We start from the raw sequence: 17,812 nt of genomic DNA on the forward strand, positions 1-17,812 counted from the left end.
GAGGCCGAGTGGAGGTTCTCTGTAGGAGCGATGCTTGCTCGCGATGGACGTCAACGATAACGCGTTCTGTCTGAATGATCGCGTTGCCTGGGCTTTTTTCGCGAGCAAGCATCGTTCCTACAGGCTCTTCCAAGTGACTCGCCGTAAGGGCGAAACCCTAAGTCGCCGTTACCGAAGCAACGGATATGTACACCTAAAGCGTGATACCCACTCACGCCCCAGGTGCTTGAAGCATCAATGCGCGATGCACACCGACTTCAGCTCGGTATAAGCCTCGATCACCGCACGCCCGAACTCACGGCCCATGCCCGATTGCTTGACGCCACCGAACGGCATCGCCGGGTCGAGCAGTACGTGGGCGTTGACCCACACGGTGCCGGCTTCGATGCGCGGCACCAGGTTCATGGCTTTGCTCAGGTCGTTGGTCCACAGGCTGGCGGCCAGGCCGTAGCGATTGTCGTTGGCCAGTGCGATAACAGCATCTTCATCGTCGAATGGCATCACACCCAACACCGGACCGAACACTTCTTCACGGGCCACGGCCATGCTGTGGTCGATGTCGGCGAGGATCGTTGGCTGCACGAAGAAGCCGTCGCCTTCCAGCAATTCACCACCGGTCACCACCCGCGCGCCTTCGCGGCGAGCCAGTTCGATGTGCTTGAGTACGCTCTGCTGTTGCTTGCGCGATACCAGCGGGTTGATCGCCGCGTCGCAGTTCATGCCGGCGCCGATTGGCATGGCCGATACCGCTGCTGCCAAGGCCTCGACGAACTGGTCGTGGATCGAGCGGTGCACGTAGAAACGGGACGCCGCTGCGCACACCTGACCGTTATTGAGCAGACCACCGAGGATCGCGCCTTGCACGGCTTTTTCGATGTCGGCATCGGCGAGCACGATCATCGGGTTCTTGCCGCCCAGTTCCAGGGAGAAGCGCGTCATGTTTTCCATGCACGCCACGCCCACGCTCTTGCCCACGGCGGTGGAACCGGTGAAGGACACTTTGCTCACCAGCGGGTGCGAGGTCAGCACGCCGCCAACGGAAGCACCGCCGCCGGTGACCACGTTGAACACACCAGCAGGGATGCCCGCTTCCAGCGCCAGTTCAGCCAGGCGCATGGCGGTCAGCGGCGTTTCCATCGCCGGTTTGATGATCACTGTGCAACCGGTGGCCAGGGCTGGCATCAGCTTCCAGGCAGCGATTAGCAGCGGGAAGTTCCACGGCACGATGCCGACCACCACGCCGACCGGCTCACGCTTGGTGAATGCGGTGAACTTGGCGCCCGGCGGCAGCGGGATCGACACGTCGAAGGTCTGGCCTTCGATCTTGGTCGCCCAGCCGGACATGTAGCGCATGAACTCCACGGTGGCATTCAGATCCAGCGCGCGGGCCATGTTGATCGACTTGCCCTGGCTCAGGGTTTCCAGCTGCGCCAGCTCTTCGGCGTGCTCTTCCACCAGGCGGGTGAAGTTGAGCAGGATGCGTTCGCGATCGGCCGGACGCAGCGAGGACCAGACACCGGACTTGAAGGCCTTGTGCGAGGACTGCACCGCTTGTTCGACGATTGCCAGCGGCGCATCGAGGGTTTCGCACAAGGTCTGGCCGGTGGCCGGGTTGACTACGGCAATGGTCTCGCCTTCGGCAAACACCCACTGACCATCGATAAAGCAGCCGTGACGGCGTTCGAGGAATGCAGCCACCTGCGGCAGGATTTCAACGTTGCTCATAAATCACCTCTCATTCGTTCAAATGTAGGAGCCGGCTTGCTGGCGAAGGCATCTTCAAGGACGGTGCAAGACTCAGGGCCGCCATCGCTGGCAAGCCAGCTCCTACAGGGTTCGGTAGCCGGATTCGGCCGCTTAGTGTTGTTCTTTGAGGTAGCACACGACCGCCTGACGATCGTCGGCGGAGGCCAGGCCCATGTAGGGCATGTAGGTACCGGGCACGTAGGCCTGGGGTTGAGTGATCAGTTGCTCGATGTTCTCGGCCTGCCAGTCGATATTTTTGCTACGCATGGCTTGGGAATAGTTGAAGCCTTCCAGCGAACCGGACCTGCGCCCCACTACACCCGCCAGGTTCGGCCCCATCATCCCGACCGCGCTTTTGGACACCGAATGGCAAACCCCACATTCGTTGGCGAACACTTCGGCGCCACGGCTCTGGACCGGTGCGCAATCGGCAGCGACAGCGGCCTGGGCCAGGGTGAAGGACAACAACCCCATGAGGGGCAAACGCAGGGCGGTAAACATAAGGAACGACCTTGAAAATCCACGCGTCCGTCACGCAGACGAACGCCAACACAGAAAGCGCCGGGGCAACGGAGCCCCGGCAGGTTGGAAAGGATTGTGGGTGGTCGTTGCAGCGCAGGTATTTCCCTGCGTGCCAGTTGTGTTGGCGGTTCTGCCAAAACGCTGGGCTGTTTGCTCACAGAACCTTGTGGTCATGGAAAACCCTGTAGGAGTAAAGCTTGCTCGCGATAGCGTCAGCCCTGCCAACGCGGCGGCGTCTGACCCTCCGCTATCGCGAGCAAGCTTTGCTCCTACAGGTTATCGTCAGTTTCTGAAATCAAGCCGTATAACAATAGAATTCCGTCAAACTCAGTCTTTGATAGTTTTGAATCTCTTAGCTCATTGATTGCTGACAATAGAGATGAGTCGGGCGCTTGTGGTACTTCGCGCCTTGAAACCATAAAACCATCAACAGGAAGGTTGAGTATTTCGAACTTGTGTGGATATAACTTCATAACAGTCCTTTCCACGATTGTACTGTTCAACACCAGAACAACCATGCCGAATGGGCTTTAAATCCTTACCCGCATCCCAGCAACGTTCGGCTCCAGGCGGGCAAGCGTTGATTTCCAACTCTTCGTCGTAGTTGAAAAAACTGTCACGTAAAAAGTCATTCATCATTGTTGAACCCCCGTCAGCCAAAAAAGTGTCGCGCCTATGGTTATTATTTTTCGCACGAAGTTACAAGCATGCATTTTCAATGCGTAGGAAACTTCGCTCAACATCAATAGATAGTTCGTACGGAAAAACAGGAAGTACTATTTACCAAAAACCGCAACACACGTTATTTGTAGACTCAGGCAACTGTAGGAAGCAGTAGGAACTTTCCTTCGCTGTCAAAAAAACGCTTTGTTCTAACAGGCTTCCTTCTAAACAAAAAACGACGAATGGTAATTTCAACGACACCACCATTCCCCTGCGGCAGCTCCTACAGAGGCTGCAATCCGACGCGGCAGAAGAGCCCGTCAATAGAAGCAGCAAAACCCTCCATGCCATCACCCCGCCACTCAATCTGGCATGCACAAGCAACTAATTGGCAAACAGGAAAAAGGCCGAAAAAACCGCCGCCCTTAGTATCTAAAAAGACCGCAACCCTGCGCCTAAGAACAAGAACGGATGTCATGCCATGCTCAAGTCCCCTTTGCTTCGACTTTCCACGCTCGCGCTGATGATCAGTGCCGGGCAGGCCGGAGCTTATGAACTGTACTCAGACAGCGACACTCACCTGAACGCCACGCTGGAAGCGGTTTTCGGCATTTTCCATAGCCAGGAAAACTACGCGTTGTCGGGTCGTCTCGATGAAGGTTCGTCGTCGTGGCGCGAGGGTTACATCAAGTACGGCCTGGCTTTCGACAAGGGCCTTGGTGGTGTCGGCACCACCTATGGCGCGGCGAATCTGCTGAGCTCCGGCACCTGGGGCGACGGCGATGCCGCCGGTTTCAGCGACGGCACGGAACGCACCACCAAGTTCGAAGATGCCTACCTCGGCTGGCGTTCGGCCGACCTGTTCCCTGTGCTGGGCAGCGACGGCATCGACTTCTCGTTCGGCCGCCAGAACATCGTGGTCGGTGACGGTTTCCTGATCGATGGCGACGCGCTGAACATCGGCAAGGGCCTGGCCGACGGCGAATTCAACCGTGGCGGCGCCTACTGGCTGGCCGCGCGCAAGGCGTTCGACGAGACCGCCGTGTTGCACATTGGCGGCAAGCAAGGCTGGCGTGGCGACTTGATGTGGCTGAAATCCGACAACCGCGCCCAGGCCAAGACCGAGATGTATGTCGGCACCCTGGAGCACGTGTCGGACATCGGCACGGTTGGCCTGACCTACATCGACACCACCGACGTCGACGAGCAATTCGCCTCGCCGATCCAGCTTGAACGCGACGGCATGAAGACCTATAGCCTGCGCGCCACTGGTAACGCCGGTGTGAAGGACCTGTTCCTCTCCGGCGAATACGCCAAGCAGGACAAACCCCACACTTCTGACGAAGACGCCTGGTACCTGGAAGCCGGCTGGACATTCTCCGACGTGGCTTGGGCTCCGTATGCCAGCTACCGCTACAGCCGTTTCTCGGAAAACTACGACACGCTGTTCTACGGTTTCAGCCGTGGCTTCGGCACCTGGTTCCAGGGTGAAGTGGCCGGCAACTATGCCGGTCCGTTCAACAGCAACGCGCGCATCCAGCAAGTCAAGTTCACCGTCACGCCACTGGAGAGCCTGACCGTCGGTGCGATGTACTTCAACTTCGACACCATCGACCGCAACCTGGGCAATGCCGACGGCCACGAAACAGACCTGTACGCCGAATGGCACGTCAACGACCACCTGAGCATCATGCCGCTGATTGGCCTGTTCCAGCCGGACAAGAGCGCCGACCAGGGTGGCACGCAGTTGGGCAACAACGACAAGAACCTCTACAGCCAGGTGATTTTCGCCACGACGTTCTAAGCCCCACACAATCCCTGTAGGAGCGAGCCTGCTCGCGAAAAACGTCCAGGCAACGCGGGCATCCAGACAGCCCGCGTTATCGTTGACGTCCATCGCGAGCAGGCTCGCTCCTACAGGGATCAGGTTCGTTTCCAGGAAAAAGGCATTTCCCATGCAGAAAAAATTTCTGACGATCCAGAGCAAGATCGCCCTGCTCGCCGGCCTCTGCCTGTTGTTGGTGGTGGGCCTGCTGATGGGGTTGTCGCTCTACCAGACCCATCAAAGCAGCCAGCAAGTGGCCCAGGCCAGCAGTGAAATGCTCGCCGATGCAGCCAGGGAACACATGCAGGCGCTGGGCCGGGTGCAGGCGATGCAGGTGCAACGCACCTTCATGCAGACCCACGAATTCGGCCAGGGATTGTCGCGATACTTACTCTATCTGCGACAACTCCAGCACCAGGGGACGCTGACCCGTCAACAACTGCGCCAGGAGCTGAGTACCCAGCTTCATCAGGCCCTGAACGACAAGCCCGACCTGCTCGGGCTTTACGTCATTTTTGAACCCGACGCTTTGGACGGTGCCGACGCCGGTTTCACCGACAAGGCGGATCTGGGCAGCAACGAAAAAGGCCGTTTCTCGTTGTACTGGGTGCAGAGCAAACCCGGTGAGCTGCAAGCGGTGATCGGCGACGAAGGCCTGCTCGCCAACACCGAACCAGGCCCGAGTGGCGCACCCTACAACTCGTTCTACACCTGCGCCCGCGATACCCGTCAGGCCTGCGTGCTGGAACCCTACTTCGACGAAGCCTCCGGCAGTCGCAAACTGGTGACCAGCGTTGCCTTCCCGCTACTGGAAAACGGCAAGGTCATCGCCGTGGTCGGCCTCGACATCAACCTCGCCGCATTGCAAAAGAACAGCGAAGCCAGTGCCCTGAAACTGTTCGAAGGCCACGGTCAGATCAGCATCGTCAGCCCCCGTGGCGTCATCTCGGCCGACAGTCAGGACGTCAGCCGCCTCGGCCAGCCGATGAACAGCGCCGACGTCATGGATGCCTTGCGCCAGGGTCAACCGAAAGTCTTTGTCGACCCGCAGCAGATCAAGGTCCTCGAACCGCTGACACCGATAGCCGGTGCCGCACCCTGGGGTGTTCTGGTGGGCGTGCCGCAGGAGGTGCTGCTGGCACCGGTCACCACCCTGCAAAAACAACTCGATGCCCAGGGCGCGCAAAGCACCGCGCTGGCCCTGCTGCTCGGCGGCGGCTCGGCCCTGCTCGGCCTGCTGTTGATCTGGTACACCGCGCAGCGCATCACCCGGCCGCTGCAAGTGCTGACGCGGGTCATGGAGGACATCTCCCTCGGCGAAGGCGATCTGACGCGGCGTCTGCAAGTGCAGTCCCGGGACGAAATCGGCCAGTTGGCCACGGCGTTCAATCGCTTTGTCGAGCGTATCCATCAGTCGATGCGCGAGGTGTCGTCGGCGGCTCTCGGCGTCAATCAGGGCGCTCGGCGCGTACTGGACGCGTCCAATTCGTCGCTGAGCAATTTCGACGATCAATCCACCCGCACCAACAGCGTGGCCGCCGCGATCAACCAGTTGGGCGCCGCCGCCCAGGAAATCGCCCATAACGCGTCCGATGCCTCGCACCAGGCCTCCGCCGCACGACAACAGGCCGAAGACGGGCGTCAGGTGGTGCAGCGCACGATCGAGGTGATGAACGAACTGTCGGGAAAGATCAGGACATCGTGCGCCAACATCGAAGTGCTCAATGGCAAGACCGTGAACATCGGGCAGATTCTCGAAGTGATCAAGGGTATTTCCCAGCAGACCAACCTGCTGGCGCTCAACGCCGCCATCGAAGCGGCCCGAGCCGGTGAAGCCGGGCGTGGATTTGCGGTGGTGGCCGACGAGGTGCGCAGCCTGGCCGGACGCACCCAGACCTCGGCGCTGGAGATCCAGCAGATGATCGAGGAGCTGCAAGTCGGCGCCCGGGATTCGGTCACCACCATGACCGAGAGCCAGCAGCACAGCGAGGAAAGCGTCAACATCGCCAACCTCGCCGGCACCCGCCTGGGCAGCGTGACCCAGCGCATCGGCGAGATCGACAACGTCAACCAGTCCGTCGCCGCCGCCACCGAGGAACAGACCGCCGTGGTCGAAGCCCTGAACGTCGACATCACCCAAATCAACACCCTCAACCAGCAAGGCGTGGAAAACCTGCAATCGACCTTGCGTGCCTGTACCGAGCTGGAGCAGCAGGCGACGCGGTTGAATCAGTTGGTGGGGAGTTTTCGCATTTAAGATTGATGTCGCCTGAGCTGCCGCCATCGCGGCGGTGCGGCGATCCGACAAGCCTTGCTCCCACAGTTGATCTGCGTCGTGCACAAATCTTGTGTTCACCAAAGATCCACTGTGGGAGCAAGGCTTGCCCGCGATGAGGACATCACATTCAACATCCATGTCGACTGACACTCCGTTTTTGCGGGCAAATTTCAATAATCTGGAGTGTTTTAGACCATGGGAGAATCCATTCTGTAACCCGCCCCCGGTGCACCTTCATGCAACGCCGACTGAATTTTCGAATACAAGGCATTTGCCTCCGCAGTTGTGATTGACCGCGAACAGTCACGTAGTACAACGCGCAACAGTACATTCTCCTGACCCGGCAATAGTCCGAGCCGTTCAATGGCCTGTACGGGTAAATCCGAGGACTGCCAACGCCCCTTGACCTGCATCTCTTCGATCCAATCGGAACAATCACCAGCAGCCTCCAACATCCTTTCGGTCAACACCTCCTCGCTTAATCCGGGTGTCACGGCGAGCGAAATATCACGAGCAATCGAAGGCAAACGCGATACAGTGCTCCACGGTTTCAGATCGTGCATCTGCGCCTGCACTCTTTCGTTCTGGTCGCGCAGCAATCGAATGTCCGGGATGCCTTTGCGCAGCATGGTCAGTCGATCCAACCCCATCCCCAGCGCTAACCCCCCATGTTGCGAAGGATCTATCTTCAGTCGCTCCAACAAAGACGTCGCTATACGACCACACTCCAGCACCTCGACCGGAGCGCCGTCATTCAACACATTCACCTCGATTCCACCCTCCGTGTAGTGATGCGGGCTATCGCTGTAGATCCAAGACTTGTCAGGTACAGCCGATTTGAGGATGTCTCCGACTAGACGCAACAAGTGTTCATGCGCCGCCAACTCCGGATCACCGAGCACCCAAATATCCATCTGATGCGGTTCTGCACAATGCCAACGATCCCGGCTGTCGCGACGAAAAGTGATGCCAGGTGCGGCCAACAATATTGTCTGTCCTGATTGTCGTGCCTGAGCCGCTCGCTGAAGTGCCGCCGGAATTTGACTGGTGGTTTGTGTTCGTAACAGAGACCACTCGTCGACCCATCGTGTGTGTGCACTTCCGAGAGTAATTTCAGACGGGTCGTAACCGAGCAACCCATAGTTCTCTTCAGCGGAGACAATTCTCGGCCCTGTCTGTATTTGTGCCTGTGGCCAACCCTTGTCAGCCAACCCCTGAAGAACTTCCTTCAGCAATAACCGAACTGCGTGGTCGGGCGCGGCAGGCTCTGTTAGATCGGCCAGTAACAAGGCTTGATGCACAGATGCATCTGTCAGATATTTCTTCAATTCCTGCACGAAACAATCCCTTTTTATCAGTTGAACATCGAGTCCCCAAAAAAGAGAACTCAAAATAAACCTAACCACCTCCAATCAGTGACTACAACTGAAATCGACAAAAAAATTAATTTTCGGAAGAGGACTACAGACGCAACTTACACAAATAACCTAGTGAGATTTACGAAAGAAAAACCAGAATAAATAATTCTAAAAAATCTTGAGACACCCCCTTTTATGCTTCAAAAAAATTTGCATTAATTACCCCGCCCCTGACGACTCAGACTCAGGGAGCTCAAACCAACAAAATGAAAAAGGATGATCAAATGAATAACAAAAACACTACAAAAGAAAATCTCACTCGCGTCACCTCTGGGCCAGACAATTTTGGCTGGGCACCTTTAGCCTGGGCTCACACTGAAGGATAACGATGTACCGGGCGTCAAGATCCGTCTTGCCGCCCGCTTACAAAACAAGGAGTTACTTATGTCACCCACAACAATGATAACGACGCTCTTTGGCGAAGGCAGACCTTCGATAATTGCTGACTCCGAAACATTTCTTCAGGAGTGCTCGAAATTAGGATTCGAGACTGCCAACATCTTTGATATCGATAGACTACCCCAAAACAGCATAATATTTTCATTCACTAATGACGCAGCAAAACTGACATTTGAAATAGCGCAAAGCACAAAACTTAAAAAGAGCATTTTTTGCGCAACTCAAGTATTCGAACCTACTTTAGATACTGCACTCTACAGCTTGAATCTTCTATTGAAGAGCGATTTCGAAAAAGCCTTGATTACTCAGAGACGCGTTCTTAATATGCTAAACTCGCACGACTCATTCGTCCTAACCGGAAATGGGGCTGAGGCAAAAGTAACGGTTTTCTCTCACGCACAGCCATATGCGTTAATTGCAGAAGACATTGAAGACAATTTCATCCAATCTGTGGCAGAGTTCTTTGAAGTTCATTACGCCCATATGAACCCGCAGAACCCAAGTCCATTTTCCTTTCACGGAACATTAAAAATATCCGGAATACTCACAGTTCTAAGAAGGCCCAACCCTACATTACCAGAAGGCTTAAAAACATCTTTGAGATGGTTGAGCAACCTTATATCTGAAAAAGGCGCCACATTATCCATTGAAAACAACATAATCACCTCACTAAAAACAGACAATGATGAGCATTTAAAACTACTTGATCTTGCTGCTGGCCCTCGAGGCCTTAATCTGACTGAATTTGCCATTGGAGTGAACGACTCAATTACAACAAGCATCAACTACAAGACCAATTCCCAGCTAAATGAAGGCATCAGTGGCGTTCACTTAGCTATCGGGGACGGATCTTCTGGCTACCACATAGATTTTCTTAGCCCAGAAGTAATTGTAAGCCCATCAAACTAGTAGCTAAACAATAAACCCTCTCCGCTCAACCCCGAACCCCATAATTAAATACGACTTTCACCGACAATAAAAAACATCAGTATTAAAAATTCCCAGGGCATAGTTTCCGGCGTCTTTCAGCTACGAGAGGTTTTCTTTTCACATGTAGGTCTCTGTCGCAAACAAATTTTTTACTCACGGCAGACGTCTGTGGGAGCTTGCTCGCGATGAGACCATTACATCCAACGTCAATGGTGACTGGCACTCAGTCATCGCGGGCAAGCCCGCTCCCACAGGTACGTACTCAACTCACCCAATCTGGCACCCACAACCAACCACATGGCATGCACGCAAACATGCCCCGCCGCACCCTGCGCGTAGTATCGAGACCAGCCCCATTCAGTGGGCGCAAGCAACGCTCAACCCTCTCCATTTCTCACTAAAACAATAAATCGACCTTCGGGTCGCGGGAGACTTCTGTGCTCAAGAAAAGTGCGCTGGGCTGGCCAAAGATTGCCGGCCTCGGAATTGCGTTGGTGGTGGCCGGGCAGTTTTCCGGCTGGAACTTCGGGCTGGCCGCTGGTGGCTGGATGAACATGCTGATCGCCACGCTGTTGATGGCGCTGCTGTGCGGTGGCTTGGCCTTGTGCGTGGCGGAATTGTCCACGGCGTTGCCCAGTGCGGGCGGCGTGTTTGTCTATGCGCAAAGTGCCTTCGGGCCGTTTGTGGGTTATCTGGTCGGGGTGGCTTGTGCGCTGGCCTTGACCATCGGTACCGGCGCCGCGGCGACCTTCATTTGTGCCTACACCGAGTCGATCTTCGGCCTCGGCGGCTGGCCGGTGAAAATTGCCCTGTTTGCCGTGATCATCGGCATTCACCTGCGCGGTGTCGGTGAGGCCATGGGTCTGACGTTCATTGCCGGGGTGATCGCTGTGGTCGCCCTGCTGACCTTCGGCGTGGCCATGGCGCCGCACGTCGAGCTGGCCAACCTGCTGGTGTTGCCGGCCAATGTCGCCACGCCTGTCAGCCTCGGCGGTATCTTCGCCTGCGTGCCGTTCGCCATCTGGCTGTTCATCACCGTCGAACAAACCGGCTCGGCGGCGGAAGAAGCGGACAACCCTGGCCGCACGATGCCGCGCGGCATTCTCGCGGCCATCGGCACCTTGCTGGTCACCGCGCTGGTTGTGATGGTGTGCGCTCCGGGCGCCGGAGGTGTTGAGCTGGTGGGCTCGGCGGGCGATCCGCTGTATGCGGCGATGTCCAGCAAAAGTGCTTTCGGTGAAGGCTCATGGCTGGCCAAGGTGATTGGTTGCGGCGGTGTGTTTGGCCTGATCGCCACCTTCTTCTCCCTGGTCTACGCCGCCTCCCGTCAATTGTTCGCCATGGCCCGCGACGGCCTGTTCCCTCAATGGCTGGGCAAGACCGGCAAGCGTGGCACACCCTACCCGGCGCTATTGCTGATCGGCGCCATCGGCCTGCCGTTGTCCACCGTCGACCCGGCCACGGTGATGCTCGCGGTCGTGCTGCTGCTCAACGTTTGCTACCTGTTCATCTTCGGCGCGTACCTGCGCATCAAAAGCAGTCAGCCCGACCTGCACCGCCCATTCCGTCTGATCGGCGGCAAGCTGGTCGCCTGGCTGGGCCTGGCCCTGACGCTGGTGGTGGTCGCTGCCTGCTTCCAGCTTGACCTGACCATGCTGATCGCCCTCGGCGTGACCTTCACCCTGTGCATTTTCAACTTCCTGCTGCGCACTCGCCGCGCCCCTGTCATCGAGGTTCCAGACCATGCCTGACACTCTCCTGCAACGCCGCCATCGTGTACTCGGCAGCGCCTCGCCGCTGTTCTACGACAAGCCCCTGCACCTGGTGCGCGGCGAAGGCGTGTGGCTGTTCGACGTCGACGGTCGCCGCTATCTGGACGTCTACAACAACGTGCCTTGTGTCGGTCACTGCAACCCGCGCGTGGTCGAGGCGATGCATCGCCAGGCCACCACCCTGAACATCCACACCCGCTATCTGGACGAGCAAGTGGTGCGCTATGCCGAGCGCCTGACCGCGACCTTCGCCCAGCCGCTGGACACCGCGATGTTCACCTGCACCGGCACCGAGGCCAACGAACTGGCGCTGCGCCTGGCGCGTTTCGCCAGCGGCGGCACCGGGATCATCGTCAGCGACTACAACTATCACGGCAACTCGGCGTCCCTGGCCGAGGTCACCACCGCCCTGCCCTCGCCGGAACCTTTTGCCGCCCATGCCCGGGCCGTACCGATTCCGTGCCTGTATCGCGCACCGGCGGGCACCACTGAAGCGCAACTGGCCGAGGAATACGCGGCCAATATCGCTGCCGCGATTGCCTCGATGCAGGCCCAGGGCATTCGCCCGGCGGCGCTGTTGATCGACACTTTGTTCGCCAACGAAGGCCTGCCACGGGTGCCGGCCAGTTTCGTCGCCAAGGCCGCAGAGCTGATTCGCGCGGCGGGCGGCTTGTTCATCGCCGATGAAGTGCAGTCCGGTTTCGGCCGTACCGGCGATCACCTGTGGGGGCATCAGGCCCACGGCGTGACGCCGGACATCGTCACCCTCGGCAAACCCATGGGTAACGGCTATCCATTGGCCGGGCTGATCACCCACAAGACGCTGGTCGAATCCTTCGGCCGCAACGCCATGTACTTCAACACGTTCGGCGGCTCGCCGGTGGCGGCTGCGGTGGGCATGGCCGTGCTCGATGAGATTGAAGAACGGCAACTGCTGCAAAACGCGCAGAACGTCGGTGCCTATGTGCAGCAGCGTTTGCAGGCGCTGGCCGCCAAGCACTCGATCATTGGCGATGTGCGCGGCAAGGGCCTGTTCTTCGCCATGGAACTGGTGCGCGATCACGCCAGCCAGGAACCCGCCGGGCTGGAAGCACGCAAGGTGGTCAACGACATGCGCGAGAACGGCGTGCTGATCAGCAAGATCGGTGCCGGCGACAACATTCTCAAGCTGCGCCCGCCGCTGGTATTCGGCCGCGAACATGCCGACCTGTTCGTCGACACACTGGACCAGGCGCTGAGCGCCATTTGAGGATCTGCCATGACTGAATTCAATACGTTGAGCCATGACCAGCAGGTCGCTCATCTGCACGATTTGGCGCGCCACGCCCTGCAACACTGGGACGGCGATTTTGCCGACATCGAACTGGTCAAATTCCGCGAGAACGCGGTGTTCTCCGCCTGGCGCCACGACGGCCAGCGCGTGGCCCTGCGCATCCATCGCAACGGCTATCACTGCGAAGCGGCGTTGCGCTCCGAACTGCAATGGATGGAAGCGCTGGAAACGGCCGGAATCACCGTACCGCAGATCATCCGCACGCAGGATCAGCGGCACCTGATCGAGGTGAGCCATGCCGACATCGGCGAACGCCATGTCGACATGCTCGCCTGGCTGCCGGGCGCCACCGCAGGCACCTCCGAAGCCGGGGTGCAGGCCGATACCGAGATCGATTTTCTGTTCAGGGAGGCCGGCGCGATTGCCGCGCGCATTCACCAGCATTCGGCGGATTGGCAGCAACCGGACGAGTTTGTCCGGCATGCCTGGGATGAGGAAGGCCTGATCGGTGCCAATCCGTTCTGGGGGCGTTTCTGGGAGCTGGAGCAACTGAGCGACGAGCAACGGGAGCTATTGCAACAGGCTCGACGCCAAGCGCGGCAGGACTTGCGTCAGTACGGCCGGCACCTGGGCAACTTCGGCATGATCCACGCCGACCTGGTGCCGGAAAACCTGCTGATCGAAGGCCCGTGCCTGCGTTTGATCGACTTCGATGACGCCGGGTTTGGCTGGCACATGTTCGAGCTGGCCACGGCGCTGTACTTCTGTCTGGATGACCCGCGTTATGAGCAGATCAAGACAGCGCTGATCGAGGGATATCATGCGGTGAAGCCGCTGACCGAGGCGGATCGGCAGACGCTGGCGCTGTTTCTGCTGTTGCGTGGCACTACCTACCTGGGCTGGATTCATACCCGCCAGGGCACGCAGACGGCGATTGAAATGGCGCCGATGTTGATTGAGCGGGCTTGTGGGTTGGCTCGGGAATATTTGCAGGTCTGATAGACCGCCATCGCGAGCAGGCTCGCTCCTACAGGGGGGCTCTGTCGTACACCAATCTTGTGTTCACAGCAGATCTATTGTGGGAGCGAGTCTGCTCGCGAAGGGGACGGCACATTCAACATCTGTATCGACTGACACACCGCCATCGCGGGCAAGCCTTGCTCCCACAGGTTTGAGGCGATCACAAAATGCGTGAACGACACAGACCTGTGGGAGCAAGGCTTGCCCGCGATGAACGATAACGCGGTCTAATCAAGCCGCACTGGCATGTTCCAGGCGATGGAACAACCGGTTGAAGTACACCAGGCTGTCTCGCGGTTCGCGTACGCCGACCTTCTCCAGCTCGACGAACATCACCGAATGCGACCCCACTTCCTTGCACTCGCTGATCCGCCCTTCCAGCTGCACCAGGGCGTCGCGCAGCACCGGCACGTCGGCGGCGCCGTCGTCCCACAGGTCCCAGGCAAAGCGTTCGTCCATCGGCACCTTGGTCATGCCGGCGAAGTGGCGGGCCAGTTCTTCCTGCTCACCGCACAGTACGTTGACGCACAGCCGGCCGTTGGTGCGGAACACGTCATGGGTGGCGCTGTTGCGGTTGACACACACCAGCACGGTGGGCGGTGAATCGGTCACCGAGCACACGGCGCTGGCGGTGATGCCGCAACGACCGCCAGGGCCGTTGGTGGTGATGATGTTCACCGCGGCCGGCAGTTGCGCCATGGCGTTGCGAAAGTCGATTTGCTGCTGGCTCAGGTCGGCCATGTCTTTGCCCCTTCCTTCAGGAGGACCGTCTGTTTGCGGTCCGTAGGTGATGGAACAAGAGTACGGCCGGGCACTGGGCCCAACCATTCTGACGATCACCACAACGAGCTAGGCTTTCCGCTAGTCGACTAGGTGGTTTCTTTATCGCAAGGGCCGATGACAGTGGGTATCCTGCTATCTGGCTCCAAAAAGATGAGCCGATGCGTGCCGCGCGTTCGCGCGCGATAACAATAATTAGAAACTCTCGTGGCAGCCCCTGATGCAAACCCGCAAACCGATTGTTTACATCGTTGACGACGACAAAGACCTGCGTACTTCGCTGGCCTGGTTGCTGGAGTCTGTCAGCGTGCAGGCGCAGTGCTTTGCCGGCGCCGAAGAGTTCCTCAGCCAGTACGACCCCAAGCAACCGGCCTGCCTGGTGCTGGACGTGCGCATGCCGGAAACCAGCGGCTTCCAGTTGCAGGAGATCCTCAACCAGCGCGGCAGCACCTTGCCGACCATTTTCGTCTCGGCCCATGGCGATATTCCGATGTCGGTGACGGCGATGAAGAACGGCGCGCTGGACTTCGTCGAGAAGCCCTACAACCCGCAGCAGATGATCGACCGCATCCAGGCCGCGCTGAAGGCCGCCGTGCACGCCCAGGCCGATCAGGAGCAGCGCCAGAACCTGCAAGGCAAGCTGGCCCTGCTGACCAGCCGCGAGCGCGAGGTGCTGATGCTGGTGATCGATGGCAAGGCCAGCAAGGTGATTGCCCGGGAGCTGAACATCAGCGTGAAAACCGTTGATGTGCACCGGACCAAGATCAAGGAAAAGATGGGCGTGAGCAGCATTGCGATGCTGGTGCGCGAGGTGCTGCATTTGCCGGGTGAGGAGCCGGTGCGGCATTGAGATAGGGATATGGATCTTCAGGGATCTTTAGGCCCTCATCGCGGGCAAGCCTTGCTCCCACAGTTATTGATGGTGTTCACAGATTTTGTGTACGACACCGATCACTGTGGGAGGGGTCTGGATCCTCAGGGATTTTGAGGCCCTCATCGCGGGCAAGCCTTGCTCCCATAGTTATTGATGGTGTTCACAGATTTTGTGTACGACACCGATCACTGTGGGAGCAAGGCTTGCCCGCGATGGGGCCAGGGCAATCACTATCAATTCTGGCTATAGCGCTTGCGATAGGCACCCGGCGACACGCCAAAGCGTGACTTGAACGCCGAGGAAAAGTAGCTGGAATCGGAAAAACCCCAGGCGTAGCACAGCGCCGACAGCTTCTGCTCGACATCCGAGCGGCGCAGGTTTTCCGCGCAGAAATCCAGGCGCCGGTGCTTGATGTACTGCGCCACCACCAGGCCGCGCTTGGAGAACATCCGGTACAGGCCGCGCACGGAAATCCCCACTTCTCGGGCAATCAGTTCGGGACACAGGTCTTCGTCGCTAAGGTGCGCGTCGATGAACGCAATGATCTTGCGAAACTGCCGCTCGTGGACATCGCCGTTGCTGTCGCGGGCGCTGACTCCGGGCAACAGCAGGCTGGCCAGGGCGTCGAGCACCGCCTCGCTTTCCTGCATGTCCAGCCCTTCCTGCTGGCGAGTCTCAAGTACCAGTCGGTTGGCCATCGCCGCCAACGGGTTATTGGCGCCGATGCGCGTGGCGCAATTGACCGCCGTGAAATGCGAACCGCGCTCGACCACCTGACGCGGCAGGATCAGCGACAGCTGTCGGGAATCGTGGTTGTAGGTCATGTCGCTGGGGCGGCTGGCGTCGATCAGGGCGATGTCGCCACACCCCAGTTGCGCACGGTTGTCGCCCTGCTCCAGCTGCGAGCTGCCGCGCATCTGGAACACCGCGTAGTAGTGGCCGTCGCTGCTGGTGCTGACGTCCTTGCTGCTGCGATACAGGTGCACGTGCGCCATGTCGACCACACTGAGTTTGATCGCGCCGCTGCGAAATTCCGCCAGCTCGCCATAAAAATCGGTGTCCAGTGCACGGGCATCGAAACGCCCGCAGGCCTGGTTAACCTGGCTCAGCCAACTTTCGAACGCCTCATTGCGCACCGTCGATGCTGTAATCATGTCCGCAAAGCCTCACGTGTTTTTGTTGTTATTTTCCGGCCGCTTCGTCGAGCGGCTCGCTAAAAATCATTCTTACTCCAGCCATCACCTCCCTCGATGGCCGCCGGGCGCCCATTCAACAGGCTCCGGCGTCGGCTTTCCAGCCGTATAAGCGCTTAGATGTCCAATACCAGACGAGCGGAAAGTGCCCGTGAAACGCAGGCGCAGATCTGCTTGTTGGACGCCTTTTCCTTGTTCGACAGGCAGTTGTCGCGGTGCTCCGGCAAACCGTCCAGTACTTCGACGATGCAGGTGCCGCAGATGCCTTCGCGGCACTCGGTGTCGATGTCGCAACCGTGTGCCTGCAACACATCCACCAGGCTGCTGTTGGCCGGCACGTGAAGCACCACCCCGGAGCTCGCCAGCTCCACTTCGAAACTGCCGGTCGGCGCGCTGTTGGCCGCCGGATCTGCCGCGAAATGCTCAAGGTGAATGGCGTCATCGGAACGGCTGCGCGCCGCTACTTCCACCACCTTGTTCATGAACGGCGCCGGGCCGCAGGTGTAGACATGGGCATCAACGCCGGCACGTTCCAGGCACTCGCTCAACGCGGCATCCAGATCACCCGGTTCGACGCCGTAGTGGAACTCCACGTTTTCGGCAAAATTCGTCGCCAGCAGCTCGGTGAATGCGGCGTACTCCGCCGAACGGGCAAAGTAGTGCAGGCGATACGGCTGGCCGCTTTCCGCCAGTCGATAAGCCATGCTCAACAGCGGCGTCACACCGATGCCGGCGGCGAACAGCACGTGTTCGCTGGCGGCTTCGTCAAGACGAAAGAGATTGCGCGGCGCGCCCATCTCCAGCTCCATGCCCTCTTCCACCTGCTCGTGCAGCGCCAGCGAACCGCCGCGCGATTGTGCTTCCTTTTTCACCGCCACCAGATAGGCGCGACGATCCTGTGGCGGGCTGCACAGGGAATACTGGCGGGTCACTCCAGTCGGGCCTGTAAGGTCGACGTGGGCACCCGGTTCATAGGTGTCGAGCGGCTGGCCGTCACTGCGCACGAGGCGAAAGGAACGGATATCCAGCGCTTCGTCGACGATCCTTTCGATCTTCACCTTCATCATTGCATCACCTGAATTTTGTTGTATTTGGGTCACCTCTGTAGGAGCTGGCTTG

General features: G+C 58.6%; 12 protein-coding genes and 2 pseudogenes. 8 read left to right on the forward strand and 6 right to left on the reverse strand.

Translation table 11 applies throughout. The features are described from left to right. Nucleotides 1-234: 234 nt before the first annotated feature. Together GPL81_RS28250 and GPL81_RS28255 are read right to left on the reverse strand one after the other, a co-directional pair. Nucleotides 235-1,725, reverse strand: coding sequence for an aldehyde dehydrogenase family protein (locus GPL81_RS28250; protein ID WP_160109388.1), 1,491 nt, complete (start codon nucleotides 1,723-1,725; stop codon nucleotides 235-237). A 132-nt stretch (nucleotides 1,726-1,857) separates the two neighbouring features. Beyond that, nucleotides 1,858-2,247: a c-type cytochrome gene (locus tag GPL81_RS28255; protein WP_160109389.1), complete on the reverse strand. Its 390-nt coding sequence runs from the start codon at nucleotides 2,245-2,247 to the stop codon at nucleotides 1,858-1,860. A gap of 1,165 nt (nucleotides 2,248-3,412) precedes the next feature. Between GPL81_RS28255 and GPL81_RS28260 the strand changes: the two genes are divergently transcribed. From GPL81_RS28260 to GPL81_RS32095, 3 genes and pseudogenes are all read left to right on the forward strand, one after another. Further along, entirely contained in the window at nucleotides 3,413-4,735 is a 1,323-nt protein-coding gene (locus tag GPL81_RS28260) for an alginate export family protein (protein WP_160109390.1), read from the forward strand. 370 nt (nucleotides 4,736-5,105) lie between these two features. After that, nucleotides 5,106-6,158, forward strand: a pseudogene (locus GPL81_RS32090) (HAMP domain-containing protein); the annotation flags it as partial. A gap of 255 nt (nucleotides 6,159-6,413) precedes the next feature. After that, a pseudogene (locus tag GPL81_RS32095) lies at nucleotides 6,414-7,013 on the forward strand (methyl-accepting chemotaxis protein); the annotation flags it as partial. Between the two features lie 209 nt (nucleotides 7,014-7,222). Here GPL81_RS32095 and srmL read toward each other — a convergent pair. Then, nucleotides 7,223-8,371 (reverse strand): PheS-related mystery ligase SrmL, encoded by a 1,149-nt coding sequence (gene srmL / locus GPL81_RS28270; protein ID WP_160109392.1) that lies wholly within the window; start codon nucleotides 8,369-8,371, stop codon nucleotides 7,223-7,225. Nucleotides 8,372-8,836: 465 nt separating this feature from the next. On the opposite strand from srmL, the gene GPL81_RS28275 reads away from it, so the two are divergent. From GPL81_RS28275 to GPL81_RS28290, 4 genes are all read left to right on the forward strand, one after another. After that, nucleotides 8,837-9,760 (forward strand): CgnE/CgnB domain-containing protein, encoded by a 924-nt coding sequence (locus tag GPL81_RS28275; protein ID WP_160109393.1) that lies wholly within the window; start codon nucleotides 8,837-8,839, stop codon nucleotides 9,758-9,760. Nucleotides 9,761-10,218: 458 nt separating this feature from the next. Continuing rightward, nucleotides 10,219-11,532: an amino acid permease gene (locus tag GPL81_RS28280; RefSeq protein WP_160109394.1), complete on the forward strand. Its 1,314-nt coding sequence runs from the start codon at nucleotides 10,219-10,221 to the stop codon at nucleotides 11,530-11,532. Then, nucleotides 11,525-12,802: an aspartate aminotransferase family protein gene (locus GPL81_RS28285; protein WP_160109395.1), complete on the forward strand. Its 1,278-nt coding sequence runs from the start codon at nucleotides 11,525-11,527 to the stop codon at nucleotides 12,800-12,802. Before GPL81_RS28280 ends, GPL81_RS28285 begins: the two co-directional genes overlap by 8 nt. Before the next feature lie 9 nt (nucleotides 12,803-12,811). Further along, nucleotides 12,812-13,825 carry a phosphotransferase enzyme family protein gene (locus tag GPL81_RS28290; RefSeq protein WP_160109396.1) on the forward strand — a complete coding sequence of 338 codons (1,014 nt, stop codon included), beginning with the start codon at nucleotides 12,812-12,814 and terminating at the stop codon, nucleotides 13,823-13,825. A 252-nt stretch (nucleotides 13,826-14,077) separates the two neighbouring features. Here the strand turns inward: GPL81_RS28290 and hpaC are convergent, their stop codons facing one another. Continuing rightward, entirely contained in the window at nucleotides 14,078-14,587 is a 510-nt protein-coding gene (hpaC, locus tag GPL81_RS28295) for a 4-hydroxyphenylacetate 3-monooxygenase, reductase component (RefSeq protein WP_121102605.1), read from the reverse strand. A 259-nt stretch (nucleotides 14,588-14,846) separates the two neighbouring features. Between hpaC and GPL81_RS28300 the strand changes: the two genes are divergently transcribed. After that, complete coding sequence (locus GPL81_RS28300) at nucleotides 14,847-15,476, forward strand: response regulator transcription factor (RefSeq protein ID WP_121102607.1); 630 nt, start codon at nucleotides 14,847-14,849, stop codon at nucleotides 15,474-15,476. A 257-nt stretch (nucleotides 15,477-15,733) separates the two neighbouring features. On the opposite strand, the gene feaR is transcribed toward GPL81_RS28300, so the two are convergent. Both feaR and GPL81_RS28310 read right to left on the reverse strand, forming a co-directional pair. After that, complete coding sequence (gene feaR / locus GPL81_RS28305) at nucleotides 15,734-16,654, reverse strand: transcriptional regulator FeaR (protein ID WP_160109397.1); 921 nt, start codon at nucleotides 16,652-16,654, stop codon at nucleotides 15,734-15,736. A 155-nt stretch (nucleotides 16,655-16,809) separates the two neighbouring features. Beyond that, the gene (locus GPL81_RS28310; protein WP_160109398.1) at nucleotides 16,810-17,760 is read right to left on the reverse strand and encodes a PDR/VanB family oxidoreductase; all 951 of its coding nucleotides are present in this window, start codon (nucleotides 17,758-17,760) and stop codon (nucleotides 16,810-16,812) included. Nucleotides 17,761-17,812 lie beyond the last annotated feature (52 nt).

The sequence above is a fragment of the Pseudomonas izuensis genome (assembly GCF_009861505.1).
Lineage (GTDB): Bacteria > Pseudomonadota > Gammaproteobacteria > Pseudomonadales > Pseudomonadaceae > Aquipseudomonas > Aquipseudomonas izuensis.